The following is a 16,444-nucleotide window of genomic DNA, read 5'->3' on the forward strand; positions in this document are numbered from 1 at the left end:
TCTTTGGCATTGGTTATGAAGCTTGGGTGCAGGCACAAAAAAGGGAAGGAATTTTTTGGCTTTAAAGGTACTCAAAAAAATAGCATAGAAACGGAGGTATAACTTTTCTTTTTCTTTTCACCCAAACCGTTTATTCAACACCCCTAAAAACTCCACCACTTCGTCACTGTCCATCAGCCAGTCATTCTTTTTGGCGTAGTTGTTAAGGAGGTATTCAATGGCCTGGTCATAGGTGTCTTTGCGTTCGAGTTCTTCGAGGGCTTGATTAAACGTATTTGTGTCCCCGTCGAATAGCTCATTGACGAACATGAATCTTTGATTGATGGTGATATGTTTTTTAATACTTTTTATTTTTTTGTTTTGATGTAACTCCACCAGGGTAGTTCTCTCTGACTCATGGCTTATTTCATCCAGCAGGGTTTTACTTTCCCTGGAAAATCTTTCATTGACTGTTTTAGGTGTTTCGTTGCTGACGGACGTGGTCTTTTTGTGATCGGTTTCCGGGGCGGCTTCTTCATAGAATTTGTTAATATCCAGCGGCGCAACTTTGGAAAACTGGCGTTCATATTCTTCAAAATCCTCCGGGGGTACACTGATATTGCCTATCACCTCATCGAGGTATTGCAGGGCCCGGTCACTGCTAATCTTTTCCTCCCTGGCACTTTCAATTTTCTCCACCAAAGCCAAATGCAAATGTTTATTGATTTTCATGTATTTCACATTTTCTTTCAGCGCAGTGAGCTCAATCTTGTTTTTGTCATACCGCTTGATGTAGTGATAATAATAATCATATGGGGAACATATAAGCAGGATCGTGTCTTTGACGGCATTGAGCAGCAATGGATGAAAATCAGCTTTCTTTATTTTTATGTGTTGAGAAAGCAAGTTCATAAAATTTTCAAGGGCTTGTTTTACCGATTCATGATCATAGTCGAAGTAGGGACTGCGGATTTGCTCGGCTTCGGCCTTCCAGTTTTCGAACAGGTGTTTCAGGATAAAAAGATTAACCTGTTTTACTTCAAAAAAAACCAAAATATCTTTACCCGTAATTACCGCTTTGCCTGAAAAAAATGTCGATACTAAATTATCTGAAAAAGTTTTGCTATAATTTTCAATAGCAGAATGATTTAGTTTACTTTCCATTGATCAACTATTTCTTATAAAGATAGATTTTTATGCCAAAGATAACGATTAGTAATTTGAATCATAAACAAGTCGTTAGCCATAATAACTCAAAAACCGTGCTTAATATTATGCACGAGAATTTCATTGATTGGATGCATGCCTGCGGTGGAAAAGGGAGATGTACCACGTGTAAAATGAAAATCCTGGACGGGCATGATCAGTTGAGCGCTTTATCGGATTTTGAACAGAAAATGCGACAGGCTAGCCGGCTGAATACCGATGAAAGGCTGGCTTGCCAATGTACCATCCGCGGCGATGTCACTGTAGAAGTACCTGAAGCCTGCAAGCTTCCACATGTAAAATATTCCTATTAATACCGGCAAATCGTTGTGTGCTCCCATATAACCTAACGCTTAACCAGGCGCCAGCTTCCACGGCTGTTGCACGATATTTCCGAAAAAATGCTTTGTGCAACACGTACGCTCGCGCTAAGGGGAGCCGGCAAATCGTTGTATACTTCACAGTTAAAAATATTGTCGTTGGCAATGGATTATTTATTACTTTTGGGGAATTTACCAGGTAAAAGATATAATATATGTTTATTGAGCCCCATTTTGGCAGAAAGGGTGAGGGAAAGGGGCCGAAAACAGGCTGGATTGAGGTGATATGTGGATCCATGTTTTCGGGAAAAACCGAAGAATTAATCAGAAGACTTAACCGCGCGTTTATCGCCCAACAACATGTGGAAATCTTTAAGCCTATTGTTGATACAAGATACCATGACCTGGACGTTGTCTCGCATAATGAAAATAAAATCAGATCTACTCCGGTACAATTCGCCAACGACATTTTATTGCTGGCTTCCAACAGTGAAGTGGTAGGCATAGATGAAGCCCAGTTCTTTGACGATCAGTTGGTTGAAGTTTGCATTAAATTGGCCGACAGTGGTAAAAGAGTAATTGTGGCTGGGCTCGACATGGATTTTTCCGGGAGGCCATTCGGTTCCATGCCTGCGCTGATGGCCGTCGCGGAATTTGTCACCAAGGTGCATGCCATATGTGTCATATGTGGTGATGTGGCTTCTTACTCATTTCGCCTGAATCAATCAAAAGAACAGGTATTATTGGGTGAAACGCAAGAATATGAAGCCAGGTGCCGTCGTTGTTTTACTAATGGAATGAGGGAACAAAAGGAGGATCCCTGATGTATTTTTATAATGTTTAAAGAAATAGTTTGTGAAAATCAGTCGTTTACGTTTCACCCTCACTTTTGTCATTAGTTGTTTTTCAGGTCTTGTACAGGCACAAAATGATATCCCCATCGGTACCTGGCGCACACATTTCAGCTACTATTCGGCGGGTAACGTAGCCCTGGCCGGTGACAATATCTATTGCGCATCAAAAAACGGTTTTTTTGTTTACGATACCGAAGAACAAAGCACCAGCATTATTTCCAAAGTGAATGGTTTAAATGATACAGGCATAGGAAGCCTCGCTTACAATCCTTTTAACAACATCCTTGTCCTCGCTTACACAAATGGTAATATAGACCTGCTGCAAGACAACGAGATCAGCAATTTTTCTGTCATCAAAGATGCAGACCTGAGGGGCTCGAAAGCTATCAATGGCATTCATTTCAGGGAAAACACAGCTTATCTGAGTACAGATTTGGGGTTGGTGGTTTTCAATATGGAAAGAGTGGAAATATCAGAAACTTACAGCAACATCGGCCCGGAGGGAGCCGCTATAAGAGCATTCAATAGCACTGTTTTCCGGGACAGCCTGTTTGTTGCCACCGACCTTGGCATTATGTCAGCTTCACTAGACGATGCAGTCAACCGCATCGATTTCAGGAACTGGCGACGTTTTGATAGCTTGTCAGGGTTGCCTGACAGTTCGACCGAGTCGATCAATGCCTGGCAGGGTAAACTGTATACCGCCTTTGACAATGACAGCATTTATCGGTATACCGGTGAACAGTGGGAGGCATTTTCACCGGTTGGGGACCATACGGTACAATCCGCCTGGGCTGATGACAGCCACCTGTTTGTAGTACTGGACAGTAAGCTTTTAAAAATCAACCATCAGGATAATATTTCAGAAATAAGCGGTGGTAACATTATCGCCCCGGAAATGGTCATCACTGATGAAACGGGGAAATTATGGATCGCTGACAGGAAAAACGGCCTGCTGGAGGAATCGAATGGTAGCTTCGATCCGATCATTCCGCAGGGTCCTTTTTCTGATCAGGTGGTTAAAATGAAGGGTTATAATGGAAAAATAGCTGTGGTACCAGGAGGGTATTGGGATGACCTGCCACTGGGAAACACCGATGGCTTTTTTGTATTTGAAAATGGAAGCTGGACTAACTACAACCGTTCCGGCCTTAGCAATACCATCGGCATCCCGGAGGCGTTTGATCTGGTAGATATCGCTTTCGAATCCAGGTCAGGCCTTACTTACTTCGCTTCTTTCGGTTACGGGCTGTTGTCCTGGGACAATGAAAACACATTTGCGGTGATCAATGAGAATACGCCGGGAAGTACGTTAATTAACAGTGACCCATCGGGAAACCTCACCCGGGTATCCAGCCTGGCAGCCGATTTTGATGGCAATCTGTGGCTTTGTAATTACGCTGTAGACCGGCCTCTGCAGGTGCTGAATAATGATGGCGCCTGGGAAAGTTTTCAGCCTTCTCTTAACGCCGCAAGGTTTGCGCAGGAAATAATCATTCCTGCCACCAACCACAAATGGCTCAGGGTAGACCCTGATAAAAACGGTACGATCGTACTTTATGATGACCAAAGTAATTTTACCAGCAGAATCAGCAGGAATGCCAATGAGGGACAGATAGTGAGTAACCTCGTCAATGACATGGTGGAGGACCTCGACGGTCAGATTTGGTTGGGAACCTCCGGCGGGATTGTATACTTTCCAACTTCATTTGAGTTGTTAGAAAGTGATCCCAAAAGTTTTGCTTTAAGACCATTTTTCGAAGGTTTCCCTCTCCTGGGTGACCAGTTTATAACCAGCATTGAAATTGACGGAGGTAACCGCAAGTGGATAGGCACTAACAACGGAATTTGGTTATTTAGCGAAACAGGCGAATCGCAGGTTTTCAGATTTACCACTGATAACAGCCCACTGCCATCTGACGAGATCATTGATATAGAAATCGAAGGCCGGTCAGGTGAAGTTTTTATCGCAACACAAAAGGGTATTGTCTCTTTCAGGAGTACCGCCACCCCGGGCACCGAAACCCACCGGGAGGTAAAAGTTTTTCCTAACCCGCTAACCAGGGATTTTACCGGTACGGTTGGCATCTCGGGACTGGCAAATAATGCTATTGTCAAAATCACTGACATCGCCGGGAAACTTATATTCGAAACCATCGCACAGGGAGGTACAGCCACCTGGGATGGCAGGGACTATAACGGCAGAAGGGCAGCCACAGGTGTTTATTTGATTTTGAGCGCCAACTCCAGTGGCGAAGAAACATTTGTAGGCAAAATTGCAGTAATCGATTGACATGCTTCACAAAACCAAGGGTATCGCCCTCAACTACATAAAGTATAAAGAAACCTCCATCATCGCAAAGATTTATACGGAGGCATTCGGCCTCACCTCATACATTGTCAACGGGGTAAGAAGTAAAAAGGCCAGGCACAAAGTTGCCTTTTTCCAACCTTTGACACTGCTCGACCTGGTTGTTTATCACAAGAAAAATGCTAACCTCAACCGGATATCGGAACTCAAGTGTCCGGAACCTCTGATGGATCTGCCTGCTAAAATCAAAAAATCCAGCATCGCCATTTTTATGACCGAAATCCTGATCAAATCATTGAAGGGAGAAGAGGAAAACCCATCACTGTTTCATTTTCTGTACCAGTCCATTCTTGTTTTGGAACACCTGCCGGATCACCATGAAAATTTTCACCTGCAGTTCATGCTTAAATTATCACAGTTCCTGGGTTTTGCCCCGGCCGATGCCCATGAAATCAACACGCAACTGTCGTCAGCAGGAGCCAAGATTTTTGTTAGTGAGGAAGAGGAAATGGTCATTGACCTTTTTATTGAGCAAAACTATGAAAACACCATAAGCATCAGTAATAGTGTGAGAAGAAAGATACTGGATCAAATCCTGGAGTTTTATAAAATTCATATTGACGCTTTCGGGGAGGTCAAATCGGTGGCTGTTTTGAACGAAGTGTTAAGTTAATCCATCCCCATACGCTATGCCCTTTATGGTTTCTCTTTTCACGACAAAGTTTCCGCAACCAGTGTAATCAAACCTCACATTCAGATAACTTTTCAGCGTATAGAAAAACCCGATTGCGCAAGCGCCCCATCGCTGTTGCACAACATTTTCAACCAAATTCTTTGTGTCTCTTGGTGTCTTGGTGCCTTTCCACGCCAGAGAAGCACAACCGAACCGCTTGCCCTATCCAATGGCCTCAATGATAAGAGAATGCGATGATTTCATAATCGCGGACCCAAAGGTGTATACCCTAAAATAATTGTCAATTTTCAATTGTCAACTGTCCATTTCCAATCGCGTCTAGTTATAAAAAATTGTCCTTACTTGTTTGCATTTGTCTTAGAATACAAATTAAGCTTTTCCCCGACAATACTTTCTGTGACATTTACAATGTGATCACCAAGTCTTTCATAGCCAAAATAAATATCCCTGTACACAATTCCCGTCAGCACCTCGTACCCTGGTTCTACCAGCCGCTTCATCTGGTCTTTCTTGAGGATTTTTTTCAGCCTGTTGATCTCAGTTTCCTTCACCTTGGCCTCATCCAGTGATATTTCTGACTTTTCCTGTTTGAGGTTTTCCATCATCAACTTCAAAGCCTCATCTACTTTTGCCCCCATTTCATTCAGATTATTTTTCTGGTTGTCATTAAACTCCAGGCCTTTTTTATCCATCCGTTCAATATCCCGCGCCATTCTTACTATAATATCCCCCATTCGTTCCAAATCCGTAATGATATCGATCATTCCCTTGACGTCTACTGACTCATCAGGGCTAAACCTTTCTTCAGATACGCGTACCAAAAATGTTGCAATTTGCTCCTCCATTTTATCTGTCAAATCCTCAAGTTTTTGCAACTTTTCGCGCAGCCTGGTTTTTTTCTTGAGTTTATCGGTGGCCGCCAGCTCGGTCAATAACACTGACATTTTGTAAATAATCTTACCAAATTTCTCTATTTCGGCATGCGCCTCGGCCAGTGATAGCTCAACAGAGGTAAGCACCTTGTTGCCAAGATATTCAAGCTTGAATTCCTCATCCTCATCGTCCTCCTCATTCCTGGATTTTACTGTATTGGTTGCCAGTTTTACCAACAATGGAACAAATCCTATCAACAACAACACATTAAGCGAATTAAAAGTGGTGTGAAACGCTGCCAGGGCAAACCTGTTGGCATCGCCATCTGAAGGAGGCGGAAAAACGACAGACAGCAGATCCAGAATATAGGGCATGAGAATTATCATCCAGGTAACCCCCAGCACGTTAAATAACGAATGAATCCGGGCCGACCTTTTGGCCGTGGTATTGGCAACCAAAGAGGCTAATTCAGCGGTAATAGTAGTTCCGATATTTTCGCCCAATACCATAGCGGCAGCAATGTCTAAAGGCAGGCCCTGAGTGGTCAAAACGATCGTTAAAGTCATAGCAGCACTACTTGATTGTACTACGATAGTTAACAAAGTTCCCACACCGACAAACAGCAATCTCGTAAAAAACCCTCCCTGCTGATAGCCATTTAGAAAGTCCAGAACCTCCGGGTTATTTTTGATGTCAGGCACGGCATCTTTTAAAGCCGCCAACCCAAGAAACAAAAGGGCAAAACCAATTAACACCTCGGCCCATTTTTGGGCATTTGCGTTTCTGATAAACATCATCGGGAAGGCAATGGCAATAAGTGGCAAAGCATAATCGGCTATTTTCACTTCAAACCCAATCACAGATACCAGCCATCCCGTAATAGTAGTGCCAATATTGGCCCCCATCATTACGCCTGCAGATTCTACCAGGGAAAGCAGCCCGGCATTGACGAAACTCACTGTCATTACCGTAGTAGCAGAGGAAGATTGTAAAATACCTGTTATGAGAAATCCGGTAAAGACCCCTGTAAACCTGTTGCTTGTCATCGCCCCTAATACTTTCCTCATGCTGCCACCGGCAACCTGCTGAAGCCCCTCACTCATCACCTTCATTCCATAGATGAAAAACCCCAAAGCCCCCAGGATTTTAAATACATCAAAGATTCCAAATTCCATAATATCTATTATTCGTAGTTATGCACGTTGACGGACTTCAATCCTTTTAAACCCCCGAAACTTAAAACTAATTCGCGAAAATAGGAAATTAATAACACAAACTTAATATTAAAGCCTCGCCGTTAAAAACGTGAAACTCTAAATTCGTATAAGCATCTGGCTTAAATTATAATGAAACGTCCGGTTATAAAATTATTGCTACTGCTGCTAAGCATGTTAATGCTAACCCAATGTGGGAGCATTTCGGGGGAATCGACCGGCCTGAAAGGTGAGGTGAGAATTGACGGTTCCAGTACAGTATATCCTATTTCAGAGGCAATAGCAGAGGAGTTCTTATACGAACAACCCAGGGTGAAAATAACTGTAGGTATATCAGGAACCGGCGGTGGTTTTAAGAAATTCATCCGTCGTGAAATCGACATCAACAACGCTTCCAGAAAAATTAAAGAAGCAGAACATAAGGCCTGTATTGACAATGACATTGCATACATTGAATTAATGGTGGCATTTGACGGACTGGTAGTCGTTGTGAATAAAAAAAATGACTGGGTCGACCATTTTACGGTAGAAGAATTAAGGAAAATCTGGGAACCTGCCGCGCAAAATAAAGTTGTCAGGTGGAATCAAATCCGCAGTGAGTGGCCAGATGAAGCGTTTCATCTCTACGGCCCCGGGATAGCTTCAGGTTCTTATGATTATTTCACAGAGGCCCTGATTGGTCAAAGCGGGGCAAGCCGCGGGGATTTTACGGCGAGTGAAGACGATAATGTGTTGGTAAAAGGCATTGCCGGCGACAAAAATGCCATCGGTTTCTTTGGCTTTGCTTATTATGAAGAAAACAGGGATAAATTAAAAGTAATTGGGGTCGATGATGGTAATGGTGTGATAATACCTGGCCTGGAAACGATAAAATCGGGCGTCTACTCACCGTTGTCCAGGCCTGTTTTTATTTATGTAAACGATCAGGCTGCCGGCAGGCCGGCGGTGAGAGAATTTGTAAATTTTTATCTGAATAACGCTGACTCCTTGGTCAGGGAGACGGGTTACATTCCACTTCCGGGCGAGGAATATGAAAATCAAATAAATGCGTTTTCAACTTTTTTCAACCCCAGTTAAACCTTTAGGAATTAAGCACATTGAGAGAGCTTACTAGACTTTGTATTGAATAAATTAAGTTTTTATTCATTGGGAAAATTGAAAGAAAAAATAATAGAGTCCTTACTGGCTGTTAGTGGACTGCTGACTATTCTTACCACCATAGGTATTATCTGGGTACTGTTCTCTGAGTCAATCAGTTTTTTTTCACATGTACCTTTAAGCGATTTTCTGTTTGACACGCAATGGACACCTTTGTTTGTCAACAAACAGTATGGTATTCTGCCACTGGTGTGTGGCACATTTCTCATCTCCTTTATCGCCATTTTGGTGGCTATGCCCATTGGGCTCACTATTGCTGTATACCTGAGCGAATATGCCCCCCAAAAATTCAGAAGGGTTATCAAGCCATTGCTGGAGGTATTGGCAGCAGTGCCCACCGTCGTTTACGGTTTTTTTGCGTTAACGGTCTTAACACCTTTTTTGCAAAAATTCATTCCTGACCTTGGAAGTTTCAATGCACTTTCGGCAGGGATTGTCATGGGCATTATGATCATTCCCCTGGTTTCCTCGCTTAGTGAAGATGCCTTATATGCGATACCGAAATCCCTGCGGGAAGCCTCATACGGCATGGGGGCAACAAGATTCCAAACTGCCTTTAAAGTAGCCGTTCCGGCTGCTTCTTCAGGTATTGTGGTTTCTGTTATTCTGGCCATAGCAAGGGCAATCGGCGAAACCATGATTGTCACTATCGCTGCCGGACAACGCCCCGTCATCACCATAGATCCCAGAGACGCCGTAGAAACGATTACGGCCTACATTGTGCAGGTAAGCTTAGGTGATGTGCAACACGGTTCCCTTGAGTATCAAACCATTTTTGCCGTAGGCATCACATTATTCATTTTCACCTTTATACTGAATAATATCAGCTTTTGGGCAAAGAAAAAATACCACCAAAAATATGAGTAAGGTAAAAATTAACAGGATCAAGGATACAATATTTGAATATGTCGGCATCGGCTCCACATTGATTGGCCTGGTGGTTCTGGCAATATTCATTGGCAATATTCTGGTAGAAGGTTTGGGGAGGATTGACCTGGATTTTTTGATGAGCCTACCTTCCCGAAAACCAGAAAGGGCCGGAATCCTGACCGCCTGGACCGGTACCGCCTGGATTCTGGGACTTACAGCGCTAATAGGCATCCCGCTTGGGGTATCGGCGGGTGTGTATCTTGAAGAATATGGAAAAAAAACACGGCTAACATCGATCATAGAAGTAAATATCGCCAACCTTGCCGGAGTGCCTTCGATCATTTATGGCTTGTTGGGCCTTGAGATATTTGTACGTGTCCTGAATTTTGGCGGAAGTTTACTTGCAGGGGCCTTCACTTTGGCGCTATTGATTCTACCGATTATCATTGTATCTACACGCGAAGCTTTAAAGGCCGTGCCAGACTCCCTGAGACAGGCATCATATGGCATGGGTGCGACCAAATGGCAAACCACCTGGTATCAGGTATTACCTGCGGCATCCGGAGGGATTATGACAGGAATTATCCTGGCACTTTCGCGGGCCATCGGGGAAACAGCCCCGGTTATTGTCATTGGCGCGTTGGCCTATGTGCCCTTTGTGGCACAGACACCCATGGATGAGTTCACCGTACTGCCCATTCAAATATTTAACTGGGTTTCAAGGCCACAACATGCATTCATCACCAATGCAGCCGCCGGCATTATCATCCTGTTATTTCTGACTTTTGTCATGAATGGCATAGCCGTGTATCTGAGAAATAAATGGCAGAAAAAAATTAACTGGTAAAAAAATTATCACCTCGATGTAACAGAACGGAAATGAAACAGATAGAAGCAAAAAATGTCAATGCCTATTACGGTGATAACCATGTGCTCAAAAATATTGATATGGACATTATGCCTAACTCTGTTACGGCATTTATCGGGCCATCGGGATGTGGAAAATCTACCTTTTTACGCATGTTTAACCGGATGAATGATTATATTGACGGTTTCAGAAAAGAAGGCGAGATTTTGATAGACGGGATTGAAATTTACCATAAAAATGTAAAAGTCGAAGAACTGCGACAAAAGGTGGGAATGGTTTTTCAAACACCAAACCCTTTTCCGAAGTCTGTCTACGAAAATGTTGTATACGGATTAAAAGTACAGGGCGTGAAAAATAAAAAAATACTGTCAGAAGTGGTTGAACGGTCATTGACACAAGCTGCCTTATGGGAAGAAGTGAAAGATTCGCTCAATAAGTCGGCCCTGTCATTGTCCGGTGGCCAGCAGCAAAGGCTTTGTATTGCCAGGGCTTTGGCCGTTGAGCCCGGAATTATTTTAATGGACGAACCTGCAGCCTCGTTAGACCCGATCTCAACGGCAAAAATTGAGGAGTTGATAACCGGGCTGAAGAAAAATTACACCATTATCATCGTTACACATAATATGCAACAAGCTACGCGGGTGAGTGACAAAACCGCATTTTTTTATGTAGGTGAACTAATTGAATATGAGCAAACCGCTAAATTGTTTTCAAAACCGGTCAACGCCAAAACTGAAAACTATATAAGCGGAAGATTCGGTTAAGTTTTTAATAATTCTTGCTTTCATGTTGTAACATATCCCTGATACGGGTATCTTCGGATTATGGTATTCAGGTCTGTTTATTATATCTTTTTCTTTTTTATGTTAATTAAATGTTAGTTAAAAATATATTTAATGTTAATCGCGTCTTGTCGCGCTAAAATTTTAAATCCGGCAAATCGTATGTAGCCGTCCGTTATCTGATGCAAATAACGCTGAAAAATATTAAAAGGAGTAAACTACTTATCTATCTCTGGCAGATTTTGCTGGTCAGTATATCTTTGTTGTTCTTCTTTTTTGCCATCAGCCTGATCAGTACAGCTTTCAAAAGTCTCGGTAAGGAAAGTATTGAATCGATCCTTTACACAACGTCAAACCCTTTTATCGCTTTGTTTATCGGCCTGCTCATCACCGCCATTATTCAAAGCAGTTCCACCAGTACTTCCATGATTGTCACTGTCGTGGCCACCGGATCTTTGAGTTTGGAAAACGCTGTTCCCATGATCATGGGGGCCAACGTGGGCACCACACTTACTTCCAGCCTGGTGGCCCTGAGCTTTGTCACCAGTAAAAGGGCCTTCCGGAGGGCCATTTCAGCCGGTGTCATTCACGATTTTCTCAACATACTGCTAACCATTATATTCTTGCCGCTGGAATTGTTCTATGGGTTCTTAACTTTTTTTGCCTCTGAAATCGGAAGAAGCATTTCCATTGTCGAAACAAGTTTTTTCGATACTGTCAATTTGTCATTCATTGATGATTTAACATGGCTGAGCGAAAAGTTTGTTTTTCTGTTTAACAACAGGATATTGCCGGTAATACTTTCATTTATATTGCTTTTTATTTCCATCAAATTTCTATCCTGGATTATTTACCGCCAGCTTATCGGAACATCCAAAAAGAATTTTCAAAATTACTTTTTTAAGAACAGGTTTCAATCCTTCTCATTTGGGCTGATACTCACATCGGCCGTCCAGTCCAGTTCCATTACCACCTCCCTGATTGTTCCCCTCGTAGCCAACCGGAAAATTTCTTTAAGAAATTGTTTCCCTTATATCGTAGGCGCCAATTTGGGAACGACCGTAACAGCTTTTCTGGCTGCGCTGTTTCACAATGAAGCGGCCATCAGCATAGCTATGATACATTTTGTGTTCAATCTGGCTGGCATTCTCCTGTTTTTGATACTTCCTGTCATCAAAGAGGTACCCGTAACGCTGGCCAGATACTTTAGCAGGAAAGTACAACAACACCGGTATGTGGGTTTCGCCTACATCATTTTGTTATTCTTCTTAATACCTTTTACACTTATCTCCTTTAACAAATACAGCATCAGTGAAAAACCAATAAAAACTATTGAACAACAAAAGGCAGAGCGGGACGCAGCTCCCCCACCCTCCACGCAGGATAGTTTTCCTGCCGGAATCCCTCCTTTTTCTCATTAATTTATTGCCTCGATTTCAATCAAAATTGTTTTATTCGTTATATCTTGCGGGTACAAAACTAAATTCATCTACCATGAAAAAAATATTATTTTATATCATAATAATTGTTGTAACCAGTGCCTGCACTTCGAAAACTACAAATGAGACGGCAGCAGAAACTGAGAAAGTTCCGGAAACTGCCGAAAGCAAAGTAGCGCCGGAAGTATTTTTCATATTGCCAAAAAATGGGGATACGGTTTCCTCCCCTGTTAAAATTACGATGGGTGTAAGGGGCATGGAGGTAGAGCCGGCCGGACAGATTAATGAAGGAAAAGGCCACCACCACCTGATCATCAACGGAAGTTATATAGAAAAGGGAAAAGTTGTACCGGCTGATTCAACGCACATCCATTATGGAAAAGGACAAACAGAAGTAGAACTTGAACTGGCACCAGGTAACCACACCATTACCATGCAGTTTGCCGATGGCGTACACGTTTCTTACGGGGAATCTATGAGCCGCACTATCGAAATAGTGGTGGCTGAATAACCGTGATCCGAATCATAAACCCGTATGATAAAATGTGATAATTTTAGTCATTGATTTGATCTGATTTAAAAATATTGTATTTTCAGTTAGCCTAGTTTAACCTTAAAACCTAACGCTGATGTCTGAAATATTATATGATGAGGTTCCATCTTTGGATTTGGCAGACTTCACAGGGGGTGACGTGGAAAAGAAAAAAAGCTTTGTGGCTGCTTTGGGTGAGGCTTACAACAATATCGGATTTGTAGCGATTAAAAATCATGGCTTATCTGACACCCTGACTTCACAGTTATATGCCATTGTAAAAAAGTTTTTTTCCCTGCCAGATGAAATCAAGCAAAAATACGAGCTTTCGGAGCTTTTCGGACAGAGGGGTTATATTGGCAAAGGAAAAGAACATGCCAAAGGCAGAACAACAGGTGATTTAAAAGAATTTTTTCACATTGGGCAGGAGGTAGTGGATGGCGACCCGATCAAGGCTGAATATCCTGATAATATCTGGCCCGGGGAACTGTCTGAAATGGAGGAAGTTGGCATGGAAGCCTATAAAACGCTGGAAAATACCGGCAAACAGATATTAAGAGCCATCGCACTGTATTTGAACCTGGAGGAGCACTATTTTGAAGACAAAGTGCACAATGGCAACAGCATATTGCGTCCCATACATTACTTCCCCATAGAAAACCTGGACGCAGTACCCGAAGACGCAGTAAGAGCCGCAGAGCATGGCGACATTAACCTCATTACTTTACTCATGGGAGCCAGTGCCGATGGATTGCAGGTTTTAAGAAGGGATGGAAAGTGGATCCCCATTACAGCATTGCCAGATCAACTGGTAGTAAACGTAGGTGACATGATGGCCAGGTTAACCAACGACAAATTGAAGTCAACCATTCATAGAGTAGTAAATCCACCAAAAGAATTAATGAAAACCTCCAGGTTTTCTATTCCATTTTTTATGCATCCAAGGTCGGAGATGAATTTGACCTGCCTTGAATCCTGCATAGACGATGAGCATCCAAAAAAATACACGGATATGACTGCAGGTGAATTTTTACATGAAAGGCTGGCTGAAATCGGATTGAAAAAATAATCTAAACGGCTAATCATTCACTGATTTGATTAAAAGAGTCAGGTACTATTTATATTTAAAGGATGTTTTAGTTCTTGCCGTCAGTGCTTTTGGAGGGCCACAGGCACATATAGCCATGTTGTTTGACCTGATGGTCACCAAAAGGCGGTATCTGGATGAAAAGGAGTTAATCGAATTGATTGCCCTTTGCCAGATCCTGCCAGGCCCTACTTCAACCCAAACCATCACGGCCATTGGTTTTAAAATAGGAGGCCCCAATCTGGCCTATCTGACCCTGCTTACCTGGATGCTGCCAGCCGTCACTATGATGATTGTGGCAGGCATTGGTATTTCCTATTTGCAGGAAAACAACATTTCAATTGAGTTTGCCAAGTTTATCCAGCCTATGGCTATTGGATTCGTGGCCTATGCGGCTTACAAAATTTCCACCAAAGTAGTCAATACCGTAACGGGCGTTTTGTTGATGGTGGCTTCTTCAATTGTTTCTTACCTGGCCAGTTCTCCTTTTGTGTTTCCTGCCATCCTGTTACTAGGTGGTGCAATCACCGCCTTCAAATTCAAAAGGCATGATATTGAAGAAAAGCAAAAGCTCGTGATAGACTGGAGGAATTTCTTCCTCTGGGGTGGTGTTTTTATTTTTGCCGCCGGTCTGGGGGCCATTACCCAGTCTAAGATAATTTTGTTGTTTGAAAATTTTTACAGGAACGGAAGTCTCATTTTTGGTGGAGGACAAGTATTAATTCCCCTCCTTTACACGGAATTCACCACTTTAAAAGGTTACCTCACTGATCAGGAATTCCTCACAGGTTATGCATTGATGCAGGCTTTGCCCGGTCCGGTCTTTTCCTTCAGTGCTTTTGTGGGTTCTATTTCTATGAAGGGAACCGGTTTCGGCACTCAGATACTGGGTGGTCTTACTTCCGCAGCGGGAATTTTTCTGCCCGGCACCTTTTTAATATTCTTTATCATCCGGTTTTGGGAAAACCTTAAGAAATACCGCATTGTAAAAGCGTCACTGGAAGGCATTAACGCTGTAAGCTCAGGTATGGTTATCGCCGCCGCGTTTTTGCTATTCAAACCCATCGATCTTAACCTGATTAACCTGGGTGTGGTTGTCGGTACGTTTGGCTTGTTAATGTTCACAAAAATTCCGGCTCCTTTCATCATCATCGCGGGGTTAGCCGCTGGTTTTGCCTTTTAGGTATGACGGGTTGCCGGGTTTCGGGTTTCAGGGTGAAAAGTATGACCCATATATCCACCATTCAATTTTTTTGTCCAAAAGTCAGAATACCACCAAATTTATCCACATTGAGGGCACAATGCCTGGAAATAGGCAAGGCAAGGTTGTTGACATGATGACCTGCGGGGAAGCCACAGCAAACGGGATATCCGTATTCGCTCACATGCTCCATAATGATTTCGCAGGCATTTTTTCCAAAAGCCACCTCCTTCTCGTCCTTCATGTCCGTAAAATGGCCCACAATTAAACCTGCCAGATTTTCAAGCTTGCCGGATCTTTTCATCTGTACCATCATACGGTCGAGCCGGTACAAATATTCATCCACATCTTCAATGAAAAGAATAGCCTCATCAGTCACCAGGTCTGACTCTGTACCTATTGAATGGCACAATATAGAAAGATTTCCTCCTATCAGCTTTCCCCTGGCTATGCCAGGCCGGTTGAGAGGGTGCGGGTTGATAAAATAAGTGTCTGCTTCCCCAAACAAAATCTTTCTAAGGCTTTCGATAGCACCTTCCGTACCATTGCGAGCAAACAATCCGGGCATAATACCGTGTACGCTTTCCATGCCCAGATTATGCAACTGACTTAACATGACAGTCACGTCGCTGAACCCTACCACCCATTTAGGCGATCGTCTTAATGGATTGAAATCAATTCGATCCATCATCCTGGCTGTTCCATAGCCCCCTCTCACACAAAAAATTGCCTTGATTTCCGGATCATTTATGGCTCGTTGTAAATCTGCCGCCCGCTGACCATCCCTGCCCGCATACTGATGGAAAGTTGAAAAAAGATGTCGCCCCAGAACCACCTCCAGGCCCCAGGCCTCGAAAATCTCTATGGCCTTATCAACGTCGTTTTCACCAATGCTTTTGGCAGGTGCCACAATAGCTACTTTCTGACCTCTTTGTAACGGTGACGGTGTTATCATAAATCAATCCCTAAGTTCATAAATATTTCGTAAAAGATAAACCGAAATACAACAAATAGATTTTTTAATTGAATGAATATTAATCAAATTTAACCAACAGT

At 42.9% G+C, this 16,444-nt stretch carries 15 protein-coding genes; 12 read left to right on the top strand and 3 right to left on the bottom strand.

The annotated features are described in order from the left end of the window. Positions 1 to 117: 117 nt before the first annotated feature. Entirely contained in the window at positions 118 to 1,143 is a 1,026-nt protein-coding gene (locus tag AC04NP_RS11065; RefSeq protein ID WP_482859809.1) for a hypothetical protein, read from the bottom strand. Between the two features lie 32 nt (positions 1,144 to 1,175). Between AC04NP_RS11065 and AC04NP_RS11070 the strand changes: the two genes are divergently transcribed. The 4 genes from AC04NP_RS11070 to recO all read left to right on the top strand — a co-directional run bounded on the left by AC04NP_RS11070 (position 1,176) and on the right by recO (position 5,343). Continuing rightward, positions 1,176 to 1,499, top strand: a complete 324-nt coding sequence (locus AC04NP_RS11070; protein ID WP_482859810.1) for a 2Fe-2S iron-sulfur cluster-binding protein — start codon at positions 1,176 to 1,178, stop codon at positions 1,497 to 1,499. Between the two features lie 221 nt (positions 1,500 to 1,720). Continuing rightward, positions 1,721 to 2,329, top strand: coding sequence for a thymidine kinase (locus AC04NP_RS11075; protein WP_482859811.1), 609 nt, complete (start codon positions 1,721 to 1,723; stop codon positions 2,327 to 2,329). Positions 2,330 to 2,360: 31 nt separating this feature from the next. Further along, positions 2,361 to 4,652 carry a type IX secretion system anionic LPS delivery protein PorZ gene (gene porZ, locus AC04NP_RS11080; protein WP_482859812.1) on the top strand — a complete coding sequence of 764 codons (2,292 nt, stop codon included), beginning with the start codon at positions 2,361 to 2,363 and terminating at the stop codon, positions 4,650 to 4,652. Between the two features lies 1 nt (position 4,653). After that, entirely contained in the window at positions 4,654 to 5,343 is a 690-nt protein-coding gene (gene recO, locus AC04NP_RS11085; protein WP_482859813.1) for a DNA repair protein RecO, read from the top strand. Between the two features lie 359 nt (positions 5,344 to 5,702). Here recO and AC04NP_RS11090 read toward each other — a convergent pair whose 3' ends face one another. Beyond that, positions 5,703 to 7,412, bottom strand: coding sequence for a Na/Pi cotransporter family protein (locus tag AC04NP_RS11090; protein ID WP_482859814.1), 1,710 nt, complete (start codon positions 7,410 to 7,412; stop codon positions 5,703 to 5,705). A 171-nt stretch (positions 7,413 to 7,583) separates the two neighbouring features. Between AC04NP_RS11090 and AC04NP_RS11095 the strand changes: the two genes are divergently transcribed. The 8 genes from AC04NP_RS11095 (at position 7,584) to chrA (ending at position 15,370) form a co-directional block, all read left to right on the top strand. Continuing rightward, positions 7,584 to 8,528 (top strand): PstS family phosphate ABC transporter substrate-binding protein, encoded by a 945-nt coding sequence (locus AC04NP_RS11095; protein WP_482859815.1) that lies wholly within the window; start codon positions 7,584 to 7,586, stop codon positions 8,526 to 8,528. Between the two features lie 69 nt (positions 8,529 to 8,597). Further along, entirely contained in the window at positions 8,598 to 9,476 is an 879-nt protein-coding gene (gene pstC / locus AC04NP_RS11100) for a phosphate ABC transporter permease subunit PstC (protein WP_482859816.1), read from the top strand. After that, a complete protein-coding gene (gene pstA / locus AC04NP_RS11105; protein ID WP_482859817.1) occupies positions 9,469 to 10,326 on the top strand; it encodes a phosphate ABC transporter permease PstA in 858 nt (285 codons plus the stop codon). Before pstC ends, pstA begins: the two co-directional genes overlap by 8 nt. 32 nt (positions 10,327 to 10,358) lie before the next feature. Further along, entirely contained in the window at positions 10,359 to 11,111 is a 753-nt protein-coding gene (pstB, locus tag AC04NP_RS11110; RefSeq protein ID WP_482859818.1) for a phosphate ABC transporter ATP-binding protein PstB, read from the top strand. Positions 11,112 to 11,311: 200 nt separating this feature from the next. After that, positions 11,312 to 12,550 (top strand): Na/Pi symporter, encoded by a 1,239-nt coding sequence (locus AC04NP_RS11115; protein WP_482859819.1) that lies wholly within the window; start codon positions 11,312 to 11,314, stop codon positions 12,548 to 12,550. Positions 12,551 to 12,623: 73 nt separating this feature from the next. Beyond that, the gene (locus AC04NP_RS11120) at positions 12,624 to 13,079 is read left to right on the top strand and encodes a DUF4399 domain-containing protein (RefSeq protein ID WP_482859820.1); all 456 of its coding nucleotides are present in this window, start codon (positions 12,624 to 12,626) and stop codon (positions 13,077 to 13,079) included. A 118-nt stretch (positions 13,080 to 13,197) separates the two neighbouring features. Further along, entirely contained in the window at positions 13,198 to 14,169 is a 972-nt protein-coding gene (locus tag AC04NP_RS11125) for an isopenicillin N synthase family dioxygenase (protein WP_482859821.1), read from the top strand. A 25-nt stretch (positions 14,170 to 14,194) separates the two neighbouring features. Next, complete coding sequence (gene chrA, locus AC04NP_RS11130) at positions 14,195 to 15,370, top strand: chromate efflux transporter (RefSeq protein ID WP_482859822.1); 1,176 nt, start codon at positions 14,195 to 14,197, stop codon at positions 15,368 to 15,370. A 61-nt stretch (positions 15,371 to 15,431) separates the two neighbouring features. On the opposite strand, the gene AC04NP_RS11135 is transcribed toward chrA, so the two are convergent. Next, positions 15,432 to 16,343, bottom strand: coding sequence for a S66 peptidase family protein (locus tag AC04NP_RS11135; RefSeq protein WP_482859823.1), 912 nt, complete (start codon positions 16,341 to 16,343; stop codon positions 15,432 to 15,434). Positions 16,344 to 16,444: the final 101 nt, after the last annotated feature.

Source organism: Agaribacillus sp. DX54 (genome assembly GCF_056858335.1).